This is a genomic window from Stenotrophomonas sp. STEN033, assembly GCF_056856655.1.
Map to the genome: position 1 here is coordinate 1 of NZ_JBXFWM010000020.1, position 25800 is coordinate 25800.

The 25800-nt window shown below is 65.0% G+C and carries 27 protein-coding genes, 1 other RNA gene and 1 riboswitch; of the genes, 22 read left to right on the plus strand and 6 right to left on the minus strand.

Translation table 11 applies throughout. From position 1 onward, the window contains the following. Positions 1-165: 165 nt before the first annotated feature. The gene (locus tag AC1VXC_RS08965) at positions 166-789 is read right to left on the minus strand and encodes an outer membrane beta-barrel protein (protein ID WP_313172362.1); all 624 of its coding nucleotides are present in this window, start codon (positions 787-789) and stop codon (positions 166-168) included. Positions 790-1244: 455 nt separating this feature from the next. After that, positions 1245-1427: riboswitch (FMN riboswitch) on the plus strand. A 75-nt stretch (positions 1428-1502) separates the two neighbouring features. Here AC1VXC_RS08965 and AC1VXC_RS08970 point away from each other — a divergent pair. From AC1VXC_RS08970 to AC1VXC_RS09010, 9 genes are all read left to right on the plus strand, one after another. Further along, on the plus strand, positions 1503-2105 hold the full coding sequence (locus AC1VXC_RS08970; protein WP_313172360.1) for a riboflavin synthase: 603 nt from the start codon (positions 1503-1505) through the stop codon (positions 2103-2105). Beyond that, on the plus strand, positions 2102-3202 hold the full coding sequence (gene ribB, locus AC1VXC_RS08975; protein ID WP_313172358.1) for a 3,4-dihydroxy-2-butanone-4-phosphate synthase: 1101 nt from the start codon (positions 2102-2104) through the stop codon (positions 3200-3202). Before AC1VXC_RS08970 ends, ribB begins: the two co-directional genes overlap by 4 nt. A 201-nt stretch (positions 3203-3403) precedes the next feature. Further along, a complete protein-coding gene (ribH, locus tag AC1VXC_RS08980) occupies positions 3404-3871 on the plus strand; it encodes a 6,7-dimethyl-8-ribityllumazine synthase (protein ID WP_313172355.1) in 468 nt (155 codons plus the stop codon). Continuing rightward, positions 3868-4347 carry a transcription antitermination factor NusB gene (nusB, locus tag AC1VXC_RS08985; protein ID WP_481538711.1) on the plus strand — a complete coding sequence of 160 codons (480 nt, stop codon included), beginning with the start codon at positions 3868-3870 and terminating at the stop codon, positions 4345-4347. The genes ribH and nusB overlap by 4 nt, the downstream gene beginning before the upstream one ends. Positions 4348-4438: 91 nt before the next feature. Beyond that, positions 4439-5431 (plus strand): thiamine-phosphate kinase, encoded by a 993-nt coding sequence (gene thiL / locus AC1VXC_RS08990; RefSeq protein ID WP_481538712.1) that lies wholly within the window; start codon positions 4439-4441, stop codon positions 5429-5431. Between the two features lie 181 nt (positions 5432-5612). Beyond that, a complete protein-coding gene (locus AC1VXC_RS08995) occupies positions 5613-6011 on the plus strand; it encodes a roadblock/LC7 domain-containing protein (RefSeq protein ID WP_313172349.1) in 399 nt (132 codons plus the stop codon). A 163-nt stretch (positions 6012-6174) separates the two neighbouring features. After that, positions 6175-6537, plus strand: coding sequence for a roadblock/LC7 domain-containing protein (locus AC1VXC_RS09000; protein WP_313172347.1), 363 nt, complete (start codon positions 6175-6177; stop codon positions 6535-6537). A gap of 77 nt (positions 6538-6614) precedes the next feature. Continuing rightward, on the plus strand, positions 6615-7571 hold the full coding sequence (locus AC1VXC_RS09005; RefSeq protein ID WP_481538713.1) for a hypothetical protein: 957 nt from the start codon (positions 6615-6617) through the stop codon (positions 7569-7571). Next, positions 7568-8122 (plus strand): GTP-binding protein, encoded by a 555-nt coding sequence (locus tag AC1VXC_RS09010; RefSeq protein WP_313172650.1) that lies wholly within the window; start codon positions 7568-7570, stop codon positions 8120-8122. Before AC1VXC_RS09005 ends, AC1VXC_RS09010 begins: the two co-directional genes overlap by 4 nt. A 115-nt stretch (positions 8123-8237) precedes the next feature. Here AC1VXC_RS09010 and AC1VXC_RS09015 read toward each other — a convergent pair whose 3' ends face one another. The 4 genes from AC1VXC_RS09015 to AC1VXC_RS09030 are packed head-to-tail and all read right to left on the minus strand — an operon-like array spanning position 8238 to position 12244. After that, the gene (locus tag AC1VXC_RS09015; RefSeq protein ID WP_481538714.1) at positions 8238-9617 is read right to left on the minus strand and encodes an FAD-binding oxidoreductase; all 1380 of its coding nucleotides are present in this window, start codon (positions 9615-9617) and stop codon (positions 8238-8240) included. Continuing rightward, entirely contained in the window at positions 9614-10156 is a 543-nt protein-coding gene (locus tag AC1VXC_RS09020; protein ID WP_481538715.1) for a metal-dependent hydrolase, read from the minus strand. The genes AC1VXC_RS09015 and AC1VXC_RS09020 overlap by 4 nt, the downstream gene beginning before the upstream one ends. After that, entirely contained in the window at positions 10156-10530 is a 375-nt protein-coding gene (locus tag AC1VXC_RS09025; RefSeq protein ID WP_313172340.1) for a YraN family protein, read from the minus strand. Before AC1VXC_RS09025 ends, AC1VXC_RS09020 begins: the two co-directional genes overlap by 1 nt. Then, a complete protein-coding gene (locus AC1VXC_RS09030) occupies positions 10520-12244 on the minus strand; it encodes a penicillin-binding protein activator (RefSeq protein WP_481538716.1) in 1725 nt (574 codons plus the stop codon). The genes AC1VXC_RS09025 and AC1VXC_RS09030 overlap by 11 nt, the downstream gene beginning before the upstream one ends. Positions 12245-12326: 82 nt before the next feature. On the opposite strand from AC1VXC_RS09030, the gene rsmI reads away from it, so the two are divergent. The 4 genes from rsmI (at position 12327) to AC1VXC_RS09050 (ending at position 14690) form a co-directional block, all read left to right on the plus strand. Beyond that, a complete protein-coding gene (rsmI, locus tag AC1VXC_RS09035) occupies positions 12327-13163 on the plus strand; it encodes a 16S rRNA (cytidine(1402)-2'-O)-methyltransferase (protein WP_481538717.1) in 837 nt (278 codons plus the stop codon). Next, entirely contained in the window at positions 13141-13905 is a 765-nt protein-coding gene (locus AC1VXC_RS09040) for a hypothetical protein (protein ID WP_481538718.1), read from the plus strand. The genes rsmI and AC1VXC_RS09040 overlap by 23 nt, the downstream gene beginning before the upstream one ends. Before the next feature lie 45 nt (positions 13906-13950). Then, an RNA gene (rnpB, locus tag AC1VXC_RS09045) (RNase P RNA component class A) lies at positions 13951-14301 on the plus strand. 179 nt (positions 14302-14480) lie between these two features. After that, the gene (locus tag AC1VXC_RS09050) at positions 14481-14690 is read left to right on the plus strand and encodes a hypothetical protein (protein ID WP_481538719.1); all 210 of its coding nucleotides are present in this window, start codon (positions 14481-14483) and stop codon (positions 14688-14690) included. Between the two features lie 76 nt (positions 14691-14766). Here the strand turns inward: AC1VXC_RS09050 and AC1VXC_RS09055 are convergent, their stop codons facing one another. Beyond that, positions 14767-15543: an NRDE family protein gene (locus tag AC1VXC_RS09055; protein WP_481538720.1), complete on the minus strand. Its 777-nt coding sequence runs from the start codon at positions 15541-15543 to the stop codon at positions 14767-14769. 328 nt (positions 15544-15871) lie between these two features. Here AC1VXC_RS09055 and mraZ point away from each other — a divergent pair, with 328 nt between their 5' ends. Genes mraZ through murG form a run of 9 tightly spaced genes read left to right on the plus strand, consistent with a single transcriptional unit; the run spans position 15872 to position 25777 of the window. After that, positions 15872-16318 (plus strand): division/cell wall cluster transcriptional repressor MraZ, encoded by a 447-nt coding sequence (mraZ, locus tag AC1VXC_RS09060; RefSeq protein WP_057627453.1) that lies wholly within the window; start codon positions 15872-15874, stop codon positions 16316-16318. A gap of 14 nt (positions 16319-16332) precedes the next feature. After that, positions 16333-17301, plus strand: coding sequence for a 16S rRNA (cytosine(1402)-N(4))-methyltransferase RsmH (rsmH, locus tag AC1VXC_RS09065; RefSeq protein ID WP_481538729.1), 969 nt, complete (start codon positions 16333-16335; stop codon positions 17299-17301). Continuing rightward, the gene (gene ftsL / locus AC1VXC_RS09070) at positions 17298-17561 is read left to right on the plus strand and encodes a cell division protein FtsL (RefSeq protein WP_057633384.1); all 264 of its coding nucleotides are present in this window, start codon (positions 17298-17300) and stop codon (positions 17559-17561) included. The genes rsmH and ftsL overlap by 4 nt, the downstream gene beginning before the upstream one ends. After that, positions 17558-19420, plus strand: coding sequence for a peptidoglycan D,D-transpeptidase FtsI family protein (locus tag AC1VXC_RS09075; RefSeq protein ID WP_313172327.1), 1863 nt, complete (start codon positions 17558-17560; stop codon positions 19418-19420). The genes ftsL and AC1VXC_RS09075 overlap by 4 nt, the downstream gene beginning before the upstream one ends. 8 nt (positions 19421-19428) lie before the next feature. Next, positions 19429-20907: a UDP-N-acetylmuramoyl-L-alanyl-D-glutamate--2,6-diaminopimelate ligase gene (locus tag AC1VXC_RS09080; protein ID WP_313493128.1), complete on the plus strand. Its 1479-nt coding sequence runs from the start codon at positions 19429-19431 to the stop codon at positions 20905-20907. After that, positions 20904-22286 (plus strand): UDP-N-acetylmuramoyl-tripeptide--D-alanyl-D-alanine ligase, encoded by a 1383-nt coding sequence (locus tag AC1VXC_RS09085; RefSeq protein ID WP_481538721.1) that lies wholly within the window; start codon positions 20904-20906, stop codon positions 22284-22286. Before AC1VXC_RS09080 ends, AC1VXC_RS09085 begins: the two co-directional genes overlap by 4 nt. After that, positions 22276-23361 carry a phospho-N-acetylmuramoyl-pentapeptide-transferase gene (gene mraY, locus AC1VXC_RS09090; protein WP_282266363.1) on the plus strand — a complete coding sequence of 362 codons (1086 nt, stop codon included), beginning with the start codon at positions 22276-22278 and terminating at the stop codon, positions 23359-23361. Before AC1VXC_RS09085 ends, mraY begins: the two co-directional genes overlap by 11 nt. Continuing rightward, positions 23361-24680 carry a putative lipid II flippase FtsW gene (gene ftsW / locus AC1VXC_RS09095; RefSeq protein ID WP_313172321.1) on the plus strand — a complete coding sequence of 440 codons (1320 nt, stop codon included), beginning with the start codon at positions 23361-23363 and terminating at the stop codon, positions 24678-24680. The genes mraY and ftsW overlap by 1 nt, the downstream gene beginning before the upstream one ends. Continuing rightward, entirely contained in the window at positions 24680-25777 is a 1098-nt protein-coding gene (gene murG / locus AC1VXC_RS09100; protein ID WP_481538722.1) for an undecaprenyldiphospho-muramoylpentapeptide beta-N-acetylglucosaminyltransferase, read from the plus strand. Before ftsW ends, murG begins: the two co-directional genes overlap by 1 nt. The last annotated feature ends 23 nt before the right edge of the window (positions 25778-25800 follow it).

Sequence of the window (25800 nt, forward strand, 5' to 3'; positions counted from 1 at the left end):
CCTCAATGCTACCGTCTTTTGTGCCGAGCCAGGGGGGGCAGGGGGCTTTAGCGGTAATGACTTGCCGAGCATGTCTCGGCACTACGTGAACCACGCAGGCTGTAAGCCGGGCAATAAAAACGGGGGCCTTTCGGCCCCCGCTGCATTAAACCCGGTAAGGCCGGATCAGAAGCTGGCGCGCACGCCGACCGAATACTGGGCGAAGTCGCCCTGCCATTGGCCTTCAGCAACCACGCCCCAGGTCTTGTTGAACTTGACCTGGCCGCCCAGCACGCCGACGAACTCGGTGTCCATGTCGCTGCCATCAAGGGCGCCGCCCTTGATCCAGGCTTCGGTCCGTGCCGACGGCTTGCCACGCAGGCCGATGGTCACACGACCGGCGTTGGTGTGGTCCTTGTAGGTGCCATTGAACTCGCCGGCGCCACTGACCTTTTCTTCAAGGCTCAGACGCAGCCAGGCGATGTCGGCGGTGAAGTCGACGCGCTCGCTCATGTTCATGTGGTAACCGGCACCCAGCTCCGGCTGGCCCAGCTGGAACTTCGAACGCACGCCATTGCCCCAGTTCACCGACTTGCGGACCTGCGAATAACCGGCGAACAGGTTGACCTTGTCGGCGATATCGTACGAACCGCGCAGGTAGGCGCCGTCCAGGCTCGGGTCGTTCAGGTCGTTGTCGTTGATCTGGACCTGGGTCCAGCCTGCTTCGGCGTAGGTGTAGCTCAGCTCGTCAGCGGAGGCGGCAACAGGTGCGGCTGCCAGCATGGCGGCCAGAATCAGGGTCTTGCGCATGGAATCCTCTTCGGTGCGATATCCGTGTCAACCAGCCCATTGCGGGCCGGGACCGTCACGTCATGTAACGGCGGGCGCAGTCTAACGAAATTTTCACATATGGCAAGTCGTGTCACCGAGCAATGATTTTGGATGATCAGCGGAAAATTGATTGTTTTTCCAGATGTTTGGCGACTTTAGTGCTTATTTTGGCGATGAAGCCGCTGTTGAGTCATCTCGGCCCTGTTCTGGATACGTGGTCATTTTCAGAACGATCCCAATGTTCATCGGCTGATCCTGCCTGTTTGCCTGCTGTCCCGCGGCAGGGCGTGATCGCAAAGCCTGGGGCTGCCTGCTCCTCGGTGCGAAGGCTCCCGCCACCGTGTTCCACGGATGGGAAGCACTTGTTCAGCCCGGCCAAGGGCCAGCCTGAAGTGGCGCTGGTACAATCGACGGGCCGGTTCGCCGGCACTCACAAACGTCTTCAGGGCGGGGTGCAATTCCCCACCGGCGGTAGGTGCAGGTCCGCGATAGCGGTGCTGCATGAGCCCGCGAGCGCTCCAGCAAGGGCCGTACATGTACGGATGCCCGGCCGGAGGTCAGCAGATCCGGTCAGATACCGGAGCCGACGGTCATAGTCCGGATGAAAGAAGACGGTGTCTCGGGCCTCTTGCGGGGTCCGTGCGCCTGTTTGCCTTGCGGCGTTTTTCGCTCACATATCGCGGAGAACGTTAGTGTTTACTGGAATCATCGAAGGCGTCGGCCGTCTGGCTGCACGCGAACCCATCGGCGGCGATGTCCGCTTCACCTTCAATGTCGGCAACCTGCCGTTCGAACAAGTGCAGATGGGCGAGAGCATCGCCGTCAACGGTGTCTGCCTGACCGTCATCGACTTTGACGGCAGCAGCTTCAAGGCCGATGCCTCAACCGAAACCCTGGCCCTGACCACGCTCGGCGACCTCGCCGAGGATGCGGTGATCAACCTGGAACGCGCCATGCGCCCCACCGACCGTCTCGGCGGCCACCTGGTCAGCGGCCATGTCGATGGCCTCGGCAAGGTGCTGTCCATCCATGAGGATGCGCGCGCGCTGCGCTGGCGCTTTGCCGCACCCAAGCCGCTGTTGAAGTACATCGCCAAGAAAGGCTCGATCTGCGTGGATGGCGTCAGCCTCACCGTCAACGACGCCGATGACGAGGGCTTCGAGGTCGCGCTGATCCCGCACACCGTCGCCAATACCGCGTTCTCCGCCACCGGCGTCGGCAGCGCGGTGAACCTGGAAATCGATCTGGTCGCCCGTTATGTCGAGCGCCTGCTGGGCCAAGGAGCCGCACAATGAATTTCGCCCCCGTCCCCGAATTGCTGGAAGAGATCCGCGCCGGTCGCATGGTGGTCATCGTCGATGACGAGGACCGCGAGAACGAAGGCGACCTGATCATGGCCGCCGAGCTGGTCAAGCCGTCGGACATCAACTTCATGGTCACCCATGGCCGCGGCCTGGTGTGCCTGCCGCTGACCCGCACCCGTGCCGCCGACCTCGGCCTGGCGCCGATGGTGCAGGCCAATACCGCGCAGTTCCAGACCAATTTCACGGTCAGCATCGAAGCCGCCGAAGGCGTGACCACCGGCATCTCCGCGCATGACCGGGCCCACACCATCCGCACCGCGGTGAAGGCCAATGCCAAGCCGTCCGACCTGCACCAGCCGGGCCATATCTTCCCGCTGATCGCCCAGCCGGGCGGCGTGCTGACCCGCGCCGGCCACACCGAAGCCGGCGTCGACCTGGCCATGCTGGCCGGGCTGGAGCCGGCCGGCGTGCTGGTGGAGATCCTCAATCCCGATGGCAGCATGGCGCGCCGCCCCGAGCTGGAAGTGTTCGCCCGCGAGCACGGCTTGAAGATGGGCTCCATCGCAGATCTGATCGCCTACCGACTGGCCACCGAGCACACCGTAGAGCGTGTGGACGAGCGCGAGATCGACACCGAGTTCGGCGCTTTCAAGCTGGTTACCTACCGTGACCGCATCGCCAACGACCTGCATTTCGCGCTGGTCCGCGGCACCCCGGACAAGGACACGCCGACCCTGGTACGGGTGCAGGTGGAGAATCCCTTGGCCGACCTGCTGCATTGGCGGCGTGATGACTTCGGCGTGGCCAGTACCGATGCGCTGCGCGCCATTGATGCCGCGGGTGCTGGCGTGATGGTGGTGCTGTCGGCACCGCGCGATACCAACGCGCTGCTGGCCCGCCTGCGCCAGCAGCCGGCGCCGGTCATCCCGGGCAAGGACAAGGATGTGGGCCAGTGGCGCCGCAACGGTGCCGGCGCCCAGATCCTGTCGGACCTGGGCCTGGGCAAGCTGCGTGTGCTCGGGACCCCGCGCCGGCAGATCGGCCTGGCCGGTTACGGCCTGGAGATCGTCGAGACCGTCCAGGTCTGAGGCGGTCGCGGACAGGTTGTGCACGCATCCTGTCCCATCGCCCTTGTTCCCCTTCCCGGCGTCAAAGGCGCAGGGAAGGGGCGAGGAGAGGAGAGGTCGCATGGCGCGTTCCCGCAGGCGTCAGCCCTTCCGCTGCTTTCGTGCCGCTCCTGTAAAGCCCGCGCGCGGTAAACTTACCCACCTTTTGGAGTCCTGCCCCCTATGAGCCACTACGAAGGCTATCTCCTCCCGCCGGATTCGGCCCGTTTCGCCATCGTTGCCAGCATGTGGAACCCGCGTATCACCGATACCTTGGTCATTGGTGCCCGCGAATTCCTGGCCGGCAGCGGTGTCAGTGAGGAGGCCATCGATGTGGTGCGTGTGCCGGGCGCCTGGGAGATCCCGCTGGTAGCGGCCCGCCTGGCTGCGGCTGGCCATCATTCGGCAATCATCACCCTGGGCTGCGTGATCCGCGGCGACACCCGTCATTACGAGCATGTATCCGATTGCTGTGCCGAAGGCCTGATGCGCGCGCAGCTGGATTTCGGCGTGCCGGTGCTCAACGGTGTGCTGGCGGTGGAGCGTGAGGAGGATGCCGACGCGCGTGCGGGCGGCAGCCATGGCAACAAGGGTACGGAGGCCGCGAAGGCGGCCTTGGAAATGGTCAATCTTCTGGAGAAGTTGCCGTGAGCAACAAGAACAACGGCAAGCCTGCCGGAAAACCCGTCCGCCGTGACGGCATCGACCCGGTCTTGCGCTCGCGCGCACGCCGCCGCGCCCTGCAGGCGATCTACGCTTGGCAGATCTCCGGCGGCAACGCCGAGTCGCTGCTGGCCCAGTTCGCCCACGAACAGGCCCACGAGATCGCCGATCTGGCCTACTTTGAAGGCCTGCTGCGTGGCGTGCTGGACAACCGCCGTGACCTGGACGAGGCCTTGGCCCCGTTCGTCGACCGTGCGGTGGAAGAAGTGGATGCCATCGAGCGCGCGGTGCTGCGCGTGGCCGCCTACGAGCTGCGCTATCGCCAGGATGTGCCTTACCGCGTGGTGATCAACGAAGCCATCGAAACCGCCAAGCGTTTCGGCTCCGAGCACGGTCACACCTACGTCAACGGCGTGCTTGACCGTGCTGCGCTGGAGTGGCGCAAGACCGAATCCAGCCAGTAACCGCCGACGGCGGCTTTGCTACGACGGATGTTCTGCAGCGCCGGGCCGGCATCATCGGCACCGGCGCTGTCGTTTTTTGGGGAGTGCGATCATGAGTCTTGATGAGTTTGGCCTGATCGAGCGTATCCGCCGGCGTACCGCTGCGCGCGCGGACATCGTCTTGGGGATCGGCGATGACGCCGCGCTGCTGCAGCCGGCTGCCGGCCAGCAACTGGTGGTGACCACCGATACCCTCAACAGCGGTGTGCACTTTCCTGCGGAAACCCCGCCAGCCGATATCGGTTGGAAAGCCCTGGCGGTGAATCTGTCCGATCTGGCGTCGATGGGCGCGCAACCGGCCTGGTGCAGTTTGTCGCTGTCACTGCCGGATGCCAGTGCGCAATGGGTGGACCAGTTTGCTGAAGGTTTCTTCCCGCTTGCCGACCTTCACGGTATCGCCTTGATCGGCGGCGACACCACCCGTGGACCCTTGTCGATCTCGATCACCGCGATGGGCCAGGTGACTGCAGGGCAGGCGCTGCGCCGCGATGGTGCACAGGTTGGCGACGATATCTGGGTCAGTGGCGTGCCCGGTGAGGCTGGGCTGGCCCTGGCGTTGTGGCAACAACAGGCGCTGGATGTCAGTCGCAGCGCGGGTGATGCGGCGCTGGAGCATCTGCGCCTGCGTCTTGCGCGGCCGACGCCACGGGTTGAACTTGGCCTTGCTTTGCAGGGTTTGGCGACTGCGGCGGTTGACGTGTCCGATGGGCTGCTGGCCGACCTGGGCCACATCTGCGCACGCAGCGGGGTTGCCGCGGACGTGTTGGAGGCGGCGCTGCCAGCCTCACCGGCGGCAGAGCAGGCAGGCTTGTGTAAGAGCTTCACTACCTTGCGTATCGGTGCTGGCGACGATTACGAGCTGTGTTTCACCGCACCGCCGGCGCTGCGCCAGGTGCTGCACGAAACCATGGCATCCGTAGCAGTTCCGCTTACCCGGATTGGCTATATTCGAGCCGGAACGGGGGTACAGGTGATCAACCAGGAGGGCGGTGTGCTGGTGGCATCAAGACAAGGCTACAACCACTTTTCAAGCTTCGGGACCTGAGGGGGAGCCCCGCTCGCAGTAAGCTGGATTTCAGTGTTCACGCGGCGTCCACGTATTCATATTTACCATCTCATTCGTGATGGAAGTCGCGGTTTGATGCAATCGAGAGTCTGCATCCAGCGACGGCAAACAGGGGGAAGCGGTGGTGGAATCGGCAACGTTGGAAAAAGTGAGGGCGAAGATGAGTGATGTAGGTACGCCCTCGGTCACGGTGGACAGCCGTGCCTTGGACACAGCACTCGATACCGTCATCAACAGCAACGCCGGCATTTCCATGCTGCTGGTCTCCACGGCAGATGGCCGTGCCATTGCTCACCGTTCGTTGAACAAGCTGGATCCACGACGCTTGTCGGCGATGAGCAATTCTTTCCTGACGCTAGGGGAAACCTTGTCGCGCGAACTCGGCCTGACAGCGGCCGACTACGTGACCATGTCCACCTCGCAGGGCAGCATGGTGCTGGTCCGCGTTGCCGCGGACCGTCCCTATACGCTGGCCGCGCTCGGCCATGCCGATACCTCCCTTGCCATCCTGCTGTATGCCGCTCGCGATGCCGCGGCGCGGATCAAGGTGTTGTTGTAACTCTCTTGCTGTAAATCAACTGCGTCGCGGTTCGCCTGGCATGCCAGGGAGTCGGCGCGGGTGAGTAAGTTCGGGTAAGACAATCAGACGTGTTGCCAGTGCCGCACAACGGCCTGGCTGCACGCGACACTTGGATAACAATCGATCAGGAACGGAGAATCACATGGCTGGGAACGTCAAGCTGGACAAGTTGAATGAAATTGCGGGTTTCGTCGGTGCGGCATTGGTCGACAGTGACAGCGGCATGGCCCTGGGCATGCTGGGTGGTGGCCCGGTCAATCTGGAAGTTGCTGCTGCCGGCAATACCGAAGTGGTGCGCGCCAAGCGCCGCGTTGCCGCCTCGTTGGGCATCACCGATGCGATCGAAGACATCCTGATCACCCTGACCAAGCAGTACCACCTGATCCGCCCGCTGGAAAGCAACGCGGACCTGTTCCTGTACGTGGTGCTGGACCGTTCGCGCGCCAACCTGGCGCTGGCACGTCATGAGTTGAAGTCGTTCGAACAGACGCTCGATTTCAAGTGATGCGATGACATGTCGCTGCTCCATGATGGAGCAGCGGCACGTCGCTAGCGCTTCGACTCACAGACGTCATCGACACCATGACTGCACCTGTCCGCAAGATTTCCGCCGCCGTGATTGGCTGTCAGGGCCTGGATGTCCTGCACATGATGCGACTGAAGGTTGCCAGCTCGCTGCTGATGGCCGAGTACATCCAGGCGGAGGTGCAGGAGTGGAATCACCAGCAGGTGGATCTGCTGGTGGCCTGTATCGATGACAGCAACGGCCAGCAGTTGTTGCGCGAGGCAAGCCAGCAGGGGCTGCCAGTGCTGGCGGTGACACGCAGGATGCTGTCGGGCCTCACCATTCCCGGCGTGGCTTACGGCGCCAGCGTTCGCGATATTTTCCAGCAGTTGCGGCAGATACTGCTGGCATCGGACAGCAGTGGTGAGCGTTTCCAGCCGCGCACGCTGTTCCGTAGCCTCGGGGACACCCGCGGCAAACCCTGCTTGCTGCATATGGGCCTGGTCAAGGTACTGATGGATGCCTCGCACACGCGGGTGACGTTGCTGCGTGATCTGCCCTATGAGAACTGCCTGAAGGCCGCCGCTGAGCCCGGTTGGACCGTGTCGGTGCTGGGCAGCAACGAGGCGCTGGATGAAGGAATGGCTGACGCAGTCAGCACCCATGCCTTCGAGGACTTCTGCTGGCAGGCGGCCGCTCTTTCGCCCGAACCGCTGTTGCAGCGCGAGACCACCAACCCCTGCCAGCTGCGCGGCTGGCCCGAGGTGGAGACCGGCAAATTGCCAATGCAATGGCTGCTGCCGATGGCGGCGATGATGATACGGCCATGGCAACCGGGCGAACTGGCCCAGGCGACGGGCACGTCGTTGGACGATATTGCCCGTATCATGGCGGCGGCGGCGTGTACCGGATTGCTGGATGGCAGTGGCGCCGCCCCGGCACCGGCGCGTAGTGCCGGCAACAAGGTGTCCGGCTTCTTCACACGTATCGCCAAGCGATTCGGGCTCAACTTTTCCAAGGGGCTTCAGGTCTGACGGCTATGGCAACCAAGTTGGTTTTTGTCGGTGAAATGGGTGCGGGTAAAACGACTGCGATCCGGTCGATCTCGGACATGGAACCGATCAGCACCGAAATGCCGATCAGCGACGAGGCAGCGCTGGAGGCATTCGAGGACAAGTCCCACACCACGGTGGCGCTGGATTACAGTTCCATTGAACTGGGTGACGGCGAGTTGCTGCATGTCTATGGCGTGCCGGGGCAGGCCTATCTGGACTTCATGTGGCCTATCGTGGCGGAAGGGGCCATTGGCGTGATCGTACTTGTGAGCGCACTCAACCCGCGCGCGCTGCCAAGTACGTTGACACTGCTGGAGCGCTTCCGTGGTCTGGCACCGGAAGCCTGTTTCGCGGTGGGCGTGACCTGCCAGGACCGCGAGCCCGATTTCAGTTTCAGTGAATTCCGCAATGCCCTGGCCGGCGAAGGCCACCGCCTGCCGGTGATGTGGGTGGACGCCCGCGAGACCAGCCAGGTCGATTTCCTGATCAAGGCATTGCTGTCCTGCCGTTACGCCGAAGCAATTGCCTGAGCCTGCGATGGTGCTGGTTGTGGGAGCGGGGTAAGCCGCGAAGCCAGTGAATCTTCCGACGTTGCGCTTGTGAGACCCCTGCCGAGCATGGCTCGGCACTACAGCCAGCCCAGCGCTACGCCTCCGGCAACACCTTGCCCGGATTGAGGATGCCGTCCGGGTCCAGCGCCTGCTTGATGGCGCGCATGGTTGCCAGCGTGCTTGCCGAAAATGCCTGCGCCATGAAGTCGCGTTTGGCCAGGCCAATGCCATGCTCTCCCGACAAGGTGCCACCCAGCTGCAGGGCCAGCGCAAATACCTTGGGCAGGGCTCCATGCGCGCGTGCGTTTTCGTCGGCGTCGTCCGGGTGATAGAGGATGTTGACGTGCAGGTTGCCGTTGCCGGCATGGCCAAAGGTGACGATCGGCAGCCGGGCCTGTGCCGACAATTGCTGCACGCCTTCCACCAGTGCGGGAATCTGCGATACCGGCACCACCACGTCTTCATTGATCTTGCCCGGCGCGATGGTCTTCAGCGCTGGCGACAGTGCACGCCGTGCCGCCCACAGCTTGTCACGTGCACTGCCATCGGTGGCCACATCCAGCGCCAGCATGCCGTCGCCTTCGGCGGCTTCGGCCAGTGCATTGAGCAGGTAGGGCAGGGTGTCCTCATCGCCGTCGGCATCGATCAGCAGCATCGCGCCGGCGTCGGGCACCTGCGCGCCGTTGTGGCGCAGCAGCTGCAGGCTGCGTGCGTCCATGAACTCCAATGTGGTTGGCGTCACCGGTTGCGCCATCACCCGTGACACCGCGGCGGCCGCCGCCTCCGCGTCGCGATACAGCACGCGCAGGCCGGCCTGGCTGCGTGGGCGGGGAGTGAGCTTGAGCGTGGCTTCGACGATCAGCGCCAGCGTGCCTTCGCTGCCCACCAGCAGGTGGGTGAGGTCGTAGCCGGTCGAGTCCTTGGTATAGGGTCCGCCGCAGTGGATCAACTCGCCGGTACCAGTAACCGCGACCAGCCCCAGTACATTGTCGCGGCTGGTGCCGTACTTCACCGCGCGCGGGCCGCCGGCATTGCAGGCCAGGTTGCCGCCGATGCTGCAGATGTCGGCGCTGGACGGGTCCGGGGGCCAGAACAGGCCATGCGGCATCAGGGCGTGTTGCAGGTCGCCATTGAGCACGCCGGGCTCGACCACCGCGCAGCGATCACCCGGTCGTATCGCGACGATGCGGTTCATGCGCGCGAACGACAACACGATGCCGCCGGCCGTGGCTACCGCGGCGCCGGTGGTGCCGGTGCCGGTGCCGCGTCCGACCAACGGCACGCCGTGCGCGCGACAGGCGCGGACGATGGCCTGCACCTGTTCGCGCGTGCTGGGCATGGCTACGCCCTGTGGCAAGGCGTGCCGCCAGGAGTTGTCCTGCGCGTGCGCTTTCAGCGCTGCGGCGTCGGTGCGCCAGTCGTCACCGAGCAGTTGCGACAGGGTTTGTGCGAAAGCCGTGGGCAGGAGGGTCATGGGGTTTGGCGTGCCTCGGGGGTACGGTGCTGGATCGAGCGCCAGCCGATAACGGCGACCAGCAGTGGTAGCCACACCCAGCGCAGTTCCGACAGCACGGTCTGCAGGCCACGGGCGCTGAAGAAGTTGTTGGCGAACGGTGACACGCGGATGGGTCGCCAAGGCGCGAACAGGCGTTGATCACTCCATGGCCACCACAGCGCGACACCAAGGCCGCCCGATGTCAACGCATCCAGCAACGGGTGCGACAACGCGCAGATGAAGACGAATGTGGCAGCCTGCAGGCGGCTTGCGCGCAGCGTGCTGGCAAAGGCGGTTGCCAAGGCCGCCAACAGCGTGGCGAACAACAGTGAGTGACTGGCGCCGCGATGACCAAAGGCATCGGCATAGGGGACATGCAGGGCGAAGGCCAGTACATCGGCATCGGGCAGCATCGCTGCGACAACGCCGGTGACCAGCAGCCGGGTGGAAATACGTCCGCGTTCGCTGGCGCACCACAGTGCAAGCGGGACCGCGGCGTGGGTGAATATGCTTGGCATCAACAGTCGTCGGCGCGGAAGGCGTCGCGTATCCAGTTCAGGCGGGGAGGCTCGCCGCTGGCTTCGACCACATCGAAGCGGCAGGGGCTGTTGGCCAGTGCAGGGTGTTGGCTCAGGTAAAGCTGCGCGGCGCGAATCAGCTTGCGGCGTTTGTTGATGTCGACGGAGGCTGCGCCGCCGCCAAAGCCGAGCGAGCGCCGATAGCGCACTTCGACAAAAACCAGGCTGGCGGTGCTGCGGTCGTACATCACCAGGTCGAGCTCGCCGCCGCGAAAGCGAACGTTGCTGGCCCGCCACTGCAGGCCAGCGTTCTCCAGCAGCACACGGGCAGCGGCTTCCACCGCTGCGCCGCGTTCACTCTGCTCAGCGGCCATCACCGATAGCGACCGGGCGGCCGGCACTGAAGGTGGACCAGGCCGGCGTGCGCAACACGTTGCCGAAACCGTCCAGATGCAGGGTGCCGGTGGCACCGCTGAGGCCGCCACTGGTGCTGGTGGCCAGCTTTTCCATATAAGCGGTGATCTTCCAGGCGTCGTAGCCGAAGGCGAACAGGCGACCCGCACCGCCGCGTGCGGTTGGCAGGGTGGTGGCGACGCTGGCAGCGGCCGGCAGGCCGGCCACGCCACGGCTGTTCCAGGCTTCGGTCGGGAAGGCGATGCCATCCAGGGCGACGTCGTCTTCGGCCTTGCCAGTGCCTGCGGTCAACTGCGAGGTGCCGACACGGCTGACGCCGGCCAATCCGGCCAAGGCCAACTGCGGCGCCAGTACGCGCGCCTGGTTGCCCTTGACTGCGAGCAGGATCGCGTCGACGCCGGTTGCCTGGCGCAGTTGCGCGGTGATGTCGGCAGGCACTTCGCCGACAGTGATGGTGGTTGCGATCTTGCCGCCACGCTCGCTGAAGCGTTCCTTGAAGGCACCACTGGAGCGACGCCCGGCATCGTCACTGCTGGCGATCACCAGCACGTTGCGGCGCTCGCGACCGAGCAGGTACTCGGCGGCCATCAGGCCATCGTCCTCGGGTGCCAGCGAGAAGGCGGCGTTGCCTGGCGGCGGCGCGTCCTTGCCGCGATTCAGGGCCAGCAGCGGCACCGGCAGCTCGCTGCGGTGGAACAGCGCATCCACCTCGTCGCGGCCGAGTGGGCCGACAATGAAGTCGACACCGTTGCCGACCGCCTTGTCGTAGGCCGCGCCAGCACCGCTGGCCGTGCCCTTGGTATCGATGAAGTCGATGGGCGGGCGACGACGGCTTTCGCCGTAGTAGCCGGCCAGCAGGCCGTCACGGACCGAGGCACCGGCAGCGGCCAGGTTGCCGCTGAGCGGCAGCAGTACCGCCATCTTCACCGGCGGACGATAGCCATCGGGATCGGCGGCCGGGCGCTTGCTGGTATCCAGCTGCGCGGCGCTATCGCGGTCGAACGGCCGCGGCAGCGGCAAGCCGCGGCCGATCATGGCGCGACCGGCGTGGTTGTAGAGCGGATCGCCGACTGGCAGCGCAGCAGCACGGCTGCTGAGGGTGGCGTCGTTCAGGCCGGCCAGCAGGCGGGTGATGGCGCGCTGGTTGTCATTGCGCTCGGTGCCATTGAGCAGGGTGCCGGCACGGGCGCGCTCGGCAGCCGCGGCAAAGGCATCGCCCGTGGTTTCCAGTGCCTGCGCCCGGGCCAGGTACCAGCGCGCCTGCAAGGGTGCCGGCAGCGATGCCGGGTTCTCGGTCAGTACCTGCAGCACCGTGGCCGGCTGCTTGTCGCCCAGCGCCAGCTCGGCCTGCAGCAGGTTGAAGCGCTGGCGGGTCGCAGCGGACAGCTGGCGCGGTTGCACCTGTGCCATCAGCATCCGTGCGCGGGCGCTGTCACCGGCTTCGTGCCAGGCAAAGGCGGCGTCGGCCAGCAATGGGCTCTTGCCGGCACCGCGTACCAGTGCTGCCTGGGCTTCGAGTTGCTGCGCGGCATCGCGCGGTTTGCCCTGCTCGAGCAGGGCGATGGCTGCCTGCTGGGCGGGCGAGCTGGTCGGGGCAACGCTGGTGGTGGCGCAGCCGACGAACAGCAGCATCGACAATGACAGGGCGGAAATCCGTGCGACTGGCTTGTTCATTTAAGGTCCGTTCGACAGGGCGCGGCAGTGCCGGGCGGGGGAAACGGTACGATTCTACCCTTGGCCCACGGAAATACCGATGATGAGTACTGCTGCTGCCACCTTGTATGTCGTTGCCACGCCGATCGGCAACCTTGCCGATCTGAGCCCGCGCGCGCAGGAGGTGCTGCGTTCGGTGGCCGCCATCTGCGCGGAAGACACCCGCCATACCGGTCAGTTGCTCTCGCATTTCGGCATCAGCAAACCCTTGGTGGCCCTGCATGACCACAACGAAGAGGCGATGGCCGAACGTGTCGTGGCACGCCTGCTGGGCGGCGAGTCGTTGGCGGTGGTCAGCGATGCCGGCACGCCGCTGGTCAGCGACCCGGGCTTTCGCCTGGTGCGTGCGGCGCGTGCGGCGGGGGTCAGAGTCAGTCCAATCCCAGGTGCCTGCGCGGCAATTGCTGCCTTGAGTGTGGCCGGATTGCCCAGCGATCGCTTCGTATTTGAAGGCTTCCTGCCGGCCAAGGGCGCGGCCCGCCGCGAGCGTCTCAACAAACTGGCGGCCGAGACCGGCACCCTGGTGTTCTACGAGTCCTCGCACCGAATCGCCGAATCGCTGGCCGACATGGTGGGTGCGTTCGGTGCCGAGCGGCCGGCGGTGGTGGCGCGTGAGCTGACCAAGCTGTTCGAGACCGTGCTCGATGGCAGCCTGGAGCAATTGCTGGCCAAGGTGCTGGCCGATGACAACCAGCGCAAGGGCGAGTTCGTGGTGATGGTGCAGGGTGCTGGCGACGATGAGCAGGCCAGGATTGCCGAAGGCCGTCGCCTTTACGCCAAATTGAACGAGCACCTGCCGCCTTCCACTGCCGCCAAGCTGGCGGCCGAACTGAGCGGCGCGCCGCGCAAGGCCTTGTATGGACAGGGCAGCAACGACTGAGGCGATGTGGGCGGCGGCCGATGCTGCCAGCCTGCGCCAGCAACTGGACCTGCGCGAGCACCCGCTGGCGGGCGGGACCGGCGGCGAGATCAAGACCCAGCGCGAACGCTGGATGATGGTGCGCTGGTTGAATGCCTGGGCGTCGGAGCTGGTTTATCCGCTACGGGTGGCCAAGCGCGAAAGCCCTGACTTCATGGTGGACGCCGGCGATGTCCGGGTCGGCGTGGAATGCATGGAGGTGGTACCCGAGGCCTTCAAGCAGGTACAGGCCAAGTTGCACGGCGTCAATTCTGGTTGGGTGCGGCCGGTACCGCAGCGGCGCGCCGAGGAGGCGCGGGCTGAGTGGGACAGCCCGCTGCTGCGTCAGTTGCTGGCCGACACCTATGAGGGCAGCCCGTGGTCGGGGGATGAGCCGGAGCGGTTATGGGTGGATGTGATGCGCTGGGCGGTGGAGAAGAAGCGTCAGGTGCTGCACAAGCCTGGCTTCGCGCGGCAGTCGCGCAATGTGTTGCTGTTGTACGACAACTGGCCGTTGCCGCGGGTGGCCTTTGTTGAAGATGCCGATCCAGCGGTGTTGCGCAGTTGGGCGCTGGCGGCCCTGGATGAACTGTCGCGGCAATTGCAGGAGGGCGGCGCGCATGCTGACTTCCAACAGGTCGATATCCTGCATGAAGGCTGGCTCCTCTCTTTTACAGAGGCGGGGGTACGACCGTTGCGTTACCAACTGGATGCAGCTGAATGAAATGATCGGCCGGTCAGCTGCTGGACGTGCGACAATGCGCGCGGCGGAGTCGGCCAGACAGTCGCGTCATTCCTTCGGGAATGCCGAGGAAAGTCCGGGCTCCACAGGGCAAGGTGCCAGGTAACGCCTGGGCGGCGCGAGCCGACGGAAAGTGCAACAGAAAGATACCGCCGAACGGCCTTCGGGTGCGTGGTAAGGGTGAAATGGTGCGGTAAGAGCGCACCGCGAGTCTGGCAACAGACCGGTACGGCAAACCCCACCTGGAGCAAGACCAAATAGGGACCTAATGGCGTGGCCCGCGTCGGGTCCGGGTAGGTTGCTTGAGCGTTGCGGTGACGTAGCGCCTAGAGGAATGACTGTCCACGACAAAACCCGGCTTATCGGCCGGCTCCGCCGCTTTCATCGCCTGGCGGGCGATGAAAGCCCCAAAGTTTTGCAGCGCAAAACTTTGGGCCCCGGGCCTCTGCCCTCCAATTCCCTGCGCCTGTCGGCGCGCCCCCTTTACTAAAGGGGGCTGTTGCTCTTCGGATTTAGTGCTTGGCTCGCTGCGCATCGTGGTGGGGAGGAGCGTGGCTGTGGCTTTTGCTCTGGTTTCCGCTCCTGCTCTGGCTCTGATTGTGGCTTTTGCTTTTGCTCTGGCTCTGGCTCTGGCTCTGGCGCTGGCTTTGGCTTTGGCGCTGGCTTTTGTTGCGGCTTTGGCTGTTGCTCTTGCCTTGCTGTTTTTTCTTTCCCTTCTCCCGCCTGCGGGGGAAGGTGCCCGAAGGGCGGATGGGGGGAGCTTTTGATGTTGCTTTGGCTGTGGGTCAAAGCCAAAGCACCCCTCCCTAACCCTCCCCTTCGCCTGCGGCGAAAGGGAGGGGACTAGGAGCCAAAGCCTTCTTTCCCAATTTCCATGCGTGTTTCCCCCAGATACACACCATCCGGGCCGAAACGGCGTTCGTGGATGAAACCGCCGCCATCCTGGCCGATCGCCACGATGGTGCTGGCGCGGGTGCCGTAGTCGGTTCCACGTATGAAGGCGCTCGATAGCAATCGCTCCAACTCCAGTGGAACGCCGGTAGATGGCAGTTGAGCGTCCTGCGCCTGCTGCTCATCGGCCAGCGCCGCCCAGAGTGGCTCCAGGCCGCCATCACCAGCAGTCAACCAATCCTCAAGCACGCCCATCAAACGGCGGGTCTTTGGCCAAGGCGCATCCAACGCGCCGTTGGACATGCCGTGCACGCCGGGCGGCAGGTCCTGCCGGGCGGACGGGTGGTTGCCCAGATAGCTGCAATTCCCGGCGTCGGCAACCAATAGATTGAAGGGGGCAAACGCTGGCGCCCGGCTGGCCAGGTTGTCGGCATAGTCCTTGGCCCCCTGTCCGCCAGCCAGGTAGCTGGCGATCAGTTCGCCGCGCGAAGGTCCGCCTGTAGCTGCGCTTGGGTCACGCACATTGGTGACCACGGCGGCTTGCCCGCGCAGATTCACCCCCATCCAACTGCCGCCCGAACGCAGGTCGCGGCCGGCAATCACGTTGTCGTGAGGGGGAGGCCAGCGCTGCAAGGGGGCGGTGGGGCGGGCATGGAACTCGTCACGGTTGCCGACCATGAACAGGCGCCAGTGCGGGTGGGTTTTCCAGGCGAGGGCGACGAGACACATGCACGGAGTGTGCCGTTTTGCGCGCTTGTCAGCCATCGGCGGCTGAATGGCGGCTGGGCCGTGGCCCGCTTTTCACGCGGCCTCTACACCACTGAATTTCATACAAATCTCAAAATTTGAGACGAAACAGTAACTTGTGGATAAACCTTGAACAACTCTCTAAACATTGGCGCAAACCATTGATGCGGCACGTGATTTTGTGCGCGGAAAGTTGTTGACAACCCTAGGGTCGCTGCTAAGGTGGGCATCAGAGGGAAAACCGGGTTTTTTGTGGTTTTTCGTGGTTCAATGACTTCCCAAGCAAAACGAACGAACGGGTGCCTCAGGCGTGTTTCAGGGTGAGACTGCCATCACGGTTGACGACAAGGGACGCATGGCGGTGCCAACCGCCTACCGCGACCTGGTTGCGCGCGCCAGTGGTAATCGCCTTGTGCTGACCTATAACCCGTTCGAAGCCGGTTGCCTGTGGTTGTACTCAGAGCAGGAGTGGGAGCGGGTGCGGGACGACGTAATGGCAAAGCCCAATACCCAGCGTGTAGTACGCACCCTGCAGCAGAAGCTTGTCGGCTCGGCCGCCCATCTGGAACTGGATGGCAATGGCCGTATCAGCCTGCCGTCCAGTCACCGCAGCGCGGTGGGCATCGAGAAGAAAGCAGTGCTGATGGGCATGGGTGAGAAGTTCGAATTGTGGAGCGAGCAAGCGCATCGCGCACTGATCCAGCAGACGTTGTCTGACGAGGATCTGGGCGATGGGCTTCTCGATCTGAAGTTGTGAGCCGGGGTGCCCGGGTGCGCGGTGAAGCGCAGGCCGGTCACCCTCCGGTGTCGCAGCCGCCGGCGGCTCACCTGCCGGTGCTGTACACCCAGGTCCTTGACGGCCTGAGGGTGATCGAAAACGGTACTTATCTGGATGGCACGTTCGGTCGTGGCGGTCACGCTGGCGGCGTGCTGCGCCAGCTCGGCCCGGAAGGGCGCCTGCTGGTGATGGACAAGGATCCCGAGGCCATTGCCGTGGCCGAGCGCGATTTCGCGCCGGACAGCCGTGTCGCTATCTATCGCGGCAGCTTTGCCGACCTGCTGGACTGGAGCGAAACCGCTGCCGGTCTGGATGGCGTTCTGTTCGACCTGGGCGTGTCCTCGCCGCAGCTCGACGTGGCCGAGCGTGGTTTCAGCTTCGGCAAGGACGGCCCGCTGGACATGCGCATGGACCCGGACTCGGGTGAAAGCGCTGCGGATTGGTTGAACCGCGCCGAAGACCGCGAAATCGCCGACGTGCTGTTCACCTATGGCGATGAGCGGCAGAGCCGTCGCATCGCCCGCGCCATCGTTGCCCGTCGTGAGAAGCAGCCGTTCACGCGTACAGCTGAACTGGCCGAGCTGATCGCCTCGGTGATGCCGCGTGGCAAGGACAAGATCCATCCGGCGACGCGCAGCTTCCAGGCCATCCGCATCCATATCAACCGCGAACTGGCCGACCTTGAAGCCGGTCTGGACGCGGCAATGGCGCGGCTCAAGCCCGGTGGCCGTCTGGCCGTGATCAGCTTCCACTCGCTGGAAGACCGCATCGTCAAGCAGTTCATGAACCGCCATGCCAAGGCGCCGCCGACCAATCGCCGGCTGCCGGAACTGCAGGCCTTCGTGCCGACGCTGGAACTGATCGGCGGCGCCATCAAGGCTGATGACGACGAGCTGGCGATGAACCCACGCTCGCGCAGCGCCGTGCTGCGCGTGGCGCAGAAGTGCGAGGTGGCCGGATGAGCCGCCTGCTGTTGATCGTCCTGCTGGCATGCACGATTGCCTCGGCAATCGGCGTGGTGTTCATGCGCCACCGCCACCGCCAGCTGTTCGTCGAGCTGTCCAAGCTGGAGCACGCGCGTGACGAACTCAACATCGAGTTCGGCCGCCTGCAACTGGAACAGGCCACCCTGGCCCAGGCCACGCGCGTGGACCAGGAAGCCCGTGGCCGCCTCGGCATGAAGTTCCCCGAGGCTGCTGACATCGTGGTGATCCGGCCATGAACAAGCCCAGCCGCAACCGTACCCGCACGCAGTTCAACCTGCGTAACCGCATGCTGATGGTTGGCGTGGGGCTGGGTCTGTGTGCGGTGACGCTGGTCGGTCGTGCGGCTTACGTGCAGCTGATCAACAACGATTTCTACCAGCGCGAGGGCGAAGCCCGCTTCCTGCGCGATGTGCCGATCCCGACCTCGCGCGGCATGATCACCGACCGCAATGGCGAGCCGGTGGCGGTGTCCACGCCGGTGGCATCGATCTGGGTCAATCCGCAGGAACTGCTGCGCGCGCCGGAGCGTATTCCCGAGTTGGCGCGCGCGCTGTCGCTGCCGGTGGATGAGCTGACCACCAAGCTGACCCAGAAGGCCGACAAGGAATTCATGTACCTGCGCCGCCGGATCAATCCGGACGTGGCCGAGCAGGTGGTCGCGCTGAAGATTCCGGGCGTGTTCTCGCAGCGCGAGTTCCGTCGCTATTACCCGCAGGGTGAGGCGATGGCACACGTGCTCGGCTTCACCAACATCGATGATCTCGGCCAGGAAGGGCTGGAGCTGGCCTTCGACGAATGGCTGCGCGGCAAGCCGGGCGCCAAGCGTGTCATCCGCGACCGCAAGGGCGCGATTGTCGAGAGCATCGATCTGGTGCGTCCTGCCGAGCCGGGCAAGGACCTGACCCTGAGCATCGATCGCCGCATCCAGTTCCTGGCGATGCGCGAGCTGCGCAATGCGGTCACCACCAACAAGGCGGCTGGCGGTTCCATCGTGATCATGGATGTGGCTACCGGCGAAGTGATGGCCATGGCCAACCTGCCGACCTACAACCCGAATTCGGTCAGTGGCGCGACCCCGGACACCCGCCGCAACCGCGCCGTCACCGACCTGGTCGAACCCGGCTCGACGATGAAGCCGCTGACCATTGCCACCGCGTTGCAGAACCACGTGGTGACGCCGGACACGATCATTGACACCAATCCGGGTTACATGTCGCTGGGTCGTTACACCATTCGCGATGTGCCGCGTAACAACGGTGTGCTGAATGTCACCGGCGTGATTACCCGCAGCTCGAACATCGGCGCGGCCAAGATCGTGGCGCGCATCCCGGACCAGACCTTCTATGACTCGGTGCGTGGCTTCGGCTACGGCGTCGCCCCGAACAGCGGCTTCCCTGGCGAATCGTCGGGTGTGGTCGCGCGCCCGGGCAGCCCGAGCTGGTATGGCACCACCAAGACCACCATGTCCTACGGCTACGGCTTGTCGGTGACGCCGCTGCAGATCGCCCAGGCGTACTCGGCGCTGGCCAATGGCGGGCAGGTGATCCAGCCGACCTTCATCAAGGGCCAGCGCAACGAAGCGCGCCAGGTCATCGACCCGGAAGTGGCGCGCGAGGTCGTGCGCATGATGGAAACCGTGGTCACCAATGGCGGTGCCAAGCAGGCGGCGATCCTCGGCTATCACGTAGCCGGCAAGACCGGTACCGCGCGCAAGAACGGCCCCAATGGCTACGAGCGCGGCCACTACAACCTGCTGTTCGCGGGTGTGGTGCCGGCAACCAACCCGCGCTACGCCGCGGTGATCGTGGTCAACGACCCGCAGGGCTCGCTGCAGTACGGCGGTCTGGTTTCCGCACCGGTCTTCCACCACGTGATGGAAGGCACGCTGCGCCTGATGGACGTGCCGCCGGACGACATTCAGTCGTGGCTGGCCGCGCAGGCCGCAGGCAAGGTGGGCGGCAAGCCGGGTAGCAGTGCTGCGCCGCTGCCGATTCCGCAGGACCCGGACGAGGCGCCCAATGCCACGGCCGAATTTGATGCCGCACTGCCGACGGCCGTCGCTCCGACGCCTGCCGCCACGGAGGTGCGCCAGTGAGCCACACAATGAAATTGTCACAGTTGCTGCCGGATCTGGTCCTGCCGCAGGACCCGCAGATCGGCGGCCTGGTTCTGGATTCACGGCATGTGCGCGCCGGTGATGCGTTCGTCGCAATCGCCGGCTTTGGCGCGCATGGGCTGGGTTTTGTCGAGCAGGCCAAGGCTGCCGGCGCGGCCGCAATCCTGTTTGATCCGCCGGCACCGGCCGAACTGCCGGCACCAGCCGATGCCATCGCCGTGCCCGGTCTGCGTTCGCGCATGGGCGCGATGGCCGACCAGTTCCACGGCCAGCCCTCGCGGGCGATGACCATGGTTGGCGTCACCGGCACCAACGGCAAGACCTCGACCGTGCAGTTGCTTGGTCAGGCCTGGCATCTGCTGGGCAAGCCCAGTGGCTCGATCGGCACGCTGGGTGTTGGCCTGTACGGCGATGTGGTGCCGACCGGCTTCACCACGCCGCTGGTGCTGCAGATGCATGAAGTGCTGGCCCAACTGCGCGATGGCGGCGCCAAGGCGGTGGCGATGGAAGTCAGCTCGCACGCACTGGACCAGGGCCGCGTTGATGCCGTGCACTACGACGTGGCGGTGTTTACCAACCTCACCCGTGACCATCTTGATTACCACGGCGACATGCAGGCCTATGGCGCGGCCAAGGCCAAGTTGTTCCACCGTCCGGGCCTGAAGGCTGCGGCGATCAATCTGGACGATGCGTTTGGCCGCGAGCTGATCACCACGCTGGCAGCCGACGTGCAGGCGATTGGCCTGAGCTCGACTGGCCAGGCTGGCGCCACCATCCGCGCCGAGAAGCTGGTGCTGGACGGGCGGGGCCTGGGTTTCGATCTGGTCATCGGTGATGAACGCCACGCGCTGCGCTCGCCGCTGCTGGGCCGCTTCAACGTCGACAACCTGCTGGCCGTGGCCGGTGCGCTGCATGGCCTGGGCGAAACCAGCGCCAGCATCGCCAAGGTGCTGGGTCAGCTGCAGCCGATCCGGGGTCGCATGAACCGCCTCGGCGGTCAGGGTGAACCGACCGTGGTCATCGATTACGCGCACACGCCCGACGCGCTGGAACAGGCGCTGCGCAGCCTGCACGGCCATCTGGATGGCCGCCTGCTGTGCGTGTTCGGCTGCGGTGGCGAGCGTGACACCGGCAAGCGCCCGCAGATGGCGGCAATTGCCGAGGAATTGGCCGACGTGGTGTTCGTCACTGACGACAATCCGCGCGGCGAGAATGGCGACGTGATCGTCGCCGACATCATGGCCGGGTTCGTGACGCCTGCGCAGGTGAACGTGGTGCGCGATCGCGCCCGCGCCATCGACGCCGCGGTCGCACAGGCAGGGGCTGGCGACATCGTGTTGATCGCCGGCAAGGGCCATGAGCCCTACCAGGAGATTGCAGGTATCAAACATCCTTTCGATGACACCGATGTGGCATCGCGTGCGCTGCAGGCGCGCCGTTCCGCTGCTGCGGAGGTGCGTCCATGAAGCGCACGCCGCTGTCGCTGATTGCCCATTGGGCCGGTGGCGAAATCCATGGCGACGACGCCAGCATCGATGCGGTCAGCAACGACACGCGTACGCTGGCAGTGGGCAGCCTGTATGTCGCCCTGCGCGGTGAGCGCTTCGATGGCCACGACTTTGCCGCCAACGCGGTCGCGCAGGGCGCAAGCGCCTTGTTGGTGGATCGCCTGTTGCCGCTGGAAGTGCCGCAGATCGTGGTTGCCAACACCGAGCTGGCGCTGGCGAAGATTGCCGCGGCGATGCAGGCGCAGCGCGCTACCCGCGTGTTCGCCATCACCGGCAGCAACGGCAAGACCAGCGTGAAGAACCTGCTGTTGGCTGTGATGCAGCACGCTGCTGCGGTGCTGGGCCAGCATGTCTACGCCACGCCGGGCAATCGCAACAACGAGATCGGCCTGCCGCTGGCGGTGATCGATGCGCCGGAAGATGCCGACTTCGCCATCTATGAGATGGGTACCGGCAAGCCGGGCGATATCGCCTACCTGACCGCCATCGCCGCACCGGACGTGTCCATCGTCAACAATGTCGCCCCGGCGCACCTGGAGCGCATGGGCAGCCTGCTGGAGATCGCCAATACCAAGGCAGCCGTCTACGACGATCTGCGCGATGGCGGTGTTGCGGTGGTCAACGCCGACGACGCGTTCTCTCCCTACTTCGCTGCGCGTGCTGGTGACCATCAGGTGATCCGCTTCGGTCTGGACGTCAGCGCCGACGTCACCGCGACCGGCATCGTGCTGGACGAGGCGGGTTCGCGCTTCCAGCTGCGCACGCCGCAGGGCGATGCGGAGGTCGCGCTGCAGTTGCCGGGTCGGCACAACGTACTGAACGCACTGGCCGCCGCCTCGATGGCACTGGCCGCCGGTATTGCGTTGCCGCTGGTGGTCGAAGGCCTGGCGCAGGCGCGCCCGGTCGCCGGCCGCCAGGTCGCCCACGTGCTGGACAATGGCGCGGTGCTGATCGACGACAGCTATAACGCCAACCCGGGTTCACTGGCTGCGGCGATCACCGCGCTGGCCGCTGGCAAGGGTGAAGGCTGGCTGGTGCTGGGTGATATGCGTGAGCTGGGCCCGGACGCACAGTCGCTGCACGCGCAGGCTGGTAAGCGCGCCCGTGAGGCGGGGCTGAAGCGACTGTATTCGCTGGGTCCGCTGAGCGCAGCGGCATCGGCGGCGTTCGGCGAAGGAGGGCGCCATTTCGACTCCCATGCCGCGCTGGCCGCTGCACTGGAAACCGAACTTCATGCTGGTGTGCGTTGTCTGGTCAAAGGCTCGCGCGGCAGCGCCATGGACAAGATCGTGACCGCGCTGTTGAAGCGCGGCGAGGACACTACACATGTTGCTTGAATTGGCCCGATGGCTACAGCAGTTGGACGGCCTGTTCCGGTTGTTCAACTACATCACCTTCCGCGGCATCCTCGCCGCGCTGACCGCCTTGTCGCTGTCGTTGTGGTTGGGCCCGATGGCGATCCGCCGCCTGGCCCAGCTCAAGGGCGGCCAGCCGATCCGCAAGGACGGCCCGCAGTCGCATTTCTCCAAGGCCGGCACGCCGACCATGGGCGGCGGCTTGATCCTGACCACGGTACTGGTGTCGGTGCTGCTGTGGGGTGACCTGCGCAACCGCTACGTGTGGCTGGTGCTGGTGGTGATGCTGTGCTTCGGTGCGATCGGCTGGTACGACGACTGGTTGAAGATCGCCAAGCGCGACCCGAATGGCCTGAAGTCGCGCTGGAAGTACCTGCTGCAGTCGATCTTCGGCCTGGCGGCTGGTCTGTTCCTGTACAAGACCGCGGTGGTGCCGGCCGAATTGACCTTCTACATCCCGATGTTCAAGTCGATCGCCTTGCCGCTGGCGGGCATCAGCTTCGTCGCGATTGCCTACTTTTGGATCGTCGGCTTCTCCAATGCGGTCAACCTGACCGATGGTCTGGACGGTCTGGCGATCATGCCGACGGTGCTGGTGGCCTGTGCGCTGGGCGTGTTCGCCTATGCCTCGGGCAACGCGGTGTTTTCCAGCTACCTGCAGATCCCGCAGATTCCCGGTGCCGGTGAACTGGTCATCATCTGCGCGGCGATTGCCGGTGCGGGCCTGGGCTTCCTCTGGTTCAACACCTATCCGGCCATGGTGTTCATGGGCGACGTCGGCGCGCTGGCGCTGGGCGCGGTGCTCGGCACCATCGCGGTGATCGTGCGCCAGGAACTGGTGCTGGTGATCATGGGCGGCGTGTTCGTGATCGAAACCCTGTCGGTGATGATCCAGGTGGCGTCGTTCAAGCTCACCGGCAAGCGCGTGTTCCGGATGGCGCCGATCCATCACCACTTCGAGCTGAAGGGCTGGCCGGAGCCGCGCGTGATCGTGCGCTTCTGGATCATCTCGGTGGTGCTGGTGCTGATCGGCCTGGCAACCCTCAAGGTGCGCTGATGGACGACTACTCGCGTCAGGCAACCCGACTTGAAGCCATTGGTGGCAGCTACGACAAGTGGCTGCTCGGCGCCGCCGTGGCGCTGGCTTCGATCGGGATCGTGATGGTGGCTTCCAGCTCCATCGCGCTGACGCAGAGTCCGTTCTACTACCTCACCCGCCACCTGGTCTTCATCGCCATCGGCGTGATCCTCGCCGCGGTGACGATGCGGGTGGAGCTCAAGGAAATCGAGAAGTACAACCAACTGCTGTTGCTGGGCTGCTTTGCCCTGCTGATCGTGGTGTTCGTGCCGGGCCTGGGCAGCAGCGTCAACGGCGCACAGCGCTGGATCAACCTGGGCTTCTCCAAGTTCCAGACCGTGGAAGCGGTCAAGGTGCTGTACATCGTCTGGTTGTCCAGTTACCTGGTGCGTTTCCGCGACGAGGTCAATGCCACCTGGCAGGCCATGCTCAAGCCGGTCGGCGTGGTCGGCGTGCTGGTCGTGCTGCTGCTGCTGCAGCCTGATTTTGGTTCGTCGATGCTGCTGCTGGGCATCACCACCTGCATGCTGGTGTTGGGTGGTGCGCAGATCAAGCGCATCATCCTGCCGGTGCTGTTGCTGCTGCCGGGCCTGGTCGCGCTGGTGATCTTCGAGCCCTACCGCATGCGCCGTGTCACCTCGTTCATGGATCCGTGGCAGGACCAGCTGGGTTCGGGCTACCAGCTGTCCAATGCGCTGATGGCGATCGGCCGCGGTGAGTGGACCGGCGTGGGTCTGGGCGCATCGATCCAGAAGCTCAACTACCTGCCCGAATCGCATACCGACTTCATCTTCTCTGTGATCGCCGAAGAGCTGGGTTTCCTTGGCGTGTGCGGCATCATCAGCCTGTACGTGCTGCTGGTCGGCCGTGCGTTCTGGCTGGGCCTGCGCTGCATCGAGATGCGCCGCCATTTTGCCGGCTACATCGCCTTCGGCATCGCCCTGTGGATCAGCCTGCAGACCTTCGTCTCGATTGGCGTGAACCTGGGCATGCTGCCGACCAAGGGCCTGACCCTGCCGCTGATTTCTTCCGGTGGCTCCAGTGTGATGATGACCTGCGTGGCAATGGGCCTGCTGCTGCGCGTGTCCTACGAATACAACCGTGCGGTGCGCCGCCAGGAAGTGCGCGAGGACCTCGAGGGCGCCGAACTGGATGTGGTCGAAGTGCGTGATGCCGCACCGGCCGAGCCGCGCATGGACACCGCCACCGCGGTTGCCGCAGCAGCGCAGAGCAGTGCCGCACGTGGCACCAGCCGCATGCAGCAGCGCGTCGAGCCGACCTTCGGGAGGATCGCGTAATGGCCTTGGCGAACAGCAACAAGGACCTGCGTCCGGTGATGATCATGGCCGGTGGTACCGGTGGCCATATCTTCCCGGGCCTGGCCGTGGCCAAGGTGCTGCGCGAGCGCGGCATCCCGGTTACCTGGCTGGGTGCAGACGGCGCGATGGAAACCCGTCTGGTGCCGCAGCACGACATCCACGTCGATACGCTGGCCATCTCCGGCCTGCGCGGCAAGGGCAAACTGGCCCTGCTGGGCGCGCCGATCCGGGTGATGCGCGCGATCCGTAGTGCCGGCTATGTGCTGCGTGATCGAAAGCCGCGCGCAGTGGTCGCCTTTGGTGGCTTCGCCTCTGGCCCCGGTGGCATGGCCGCGCGCCTGCTTGGCCTGCCGCTGCTGGTGCACGAACAGAACCGCGCGCCGGGCATGACCAACCGCATCCTGTCGCGTTTCGCACGCCGCGTGCTGTCGGGGTTCCCGGGCAGCTTTGCCGGTGGCAAGGAAGAAGTGGTTGGCAACCCGGTACGTGCCGAGATCGCCGCATTGCCGGCACCCGAGCAGCGTCTGGCCGATCGCAGTGGCCCGATGCGGGTGTTGGTGCTGGGCGGTAGCCAGGGCGCTCGCGCGTTGAACAACGCCATGCCCAAGGCATTGGCCGCGTTGGGTGACAGCGTCGCCATCGAGGTCTGGCACCAGTGCGGCGAGAAGCTGCACGAAGAAGCGCTGCAGGCCTACCGTGCCGCTGGCGTGGAAGGTCGCGTCGACATGTTCATCAAGGACATGGCCGCCGCCTACAGCTGGGCCGATCTGGTGGTGTGCCGTTCCGGCGCTTCGACCCTGGCCGAGTTGTGCGCTGTCGGTATCGGCAGCGTGCTGGTGCCGTTCGCCGCTGCGGTCGACGACCACCAGACCCGCAATGCCGAATATCTGGTCGAGCGCGATGCCGCCGAACTGCTCAAGCAGGACGACGCATTGGCAACCAATCTGGAAGGCGTGCTGCGCACGCTGGCAAACAATCCCGGCCACCGCATGCAGATGGCGCAAGCCGCGCGTGGGTTGGCCAAGGTCGATGCGGCCGAACGCATCGCAGACATCATTCTTGAGGAAGCAGCATGAACACGGCACCGCGCACCCGCGCC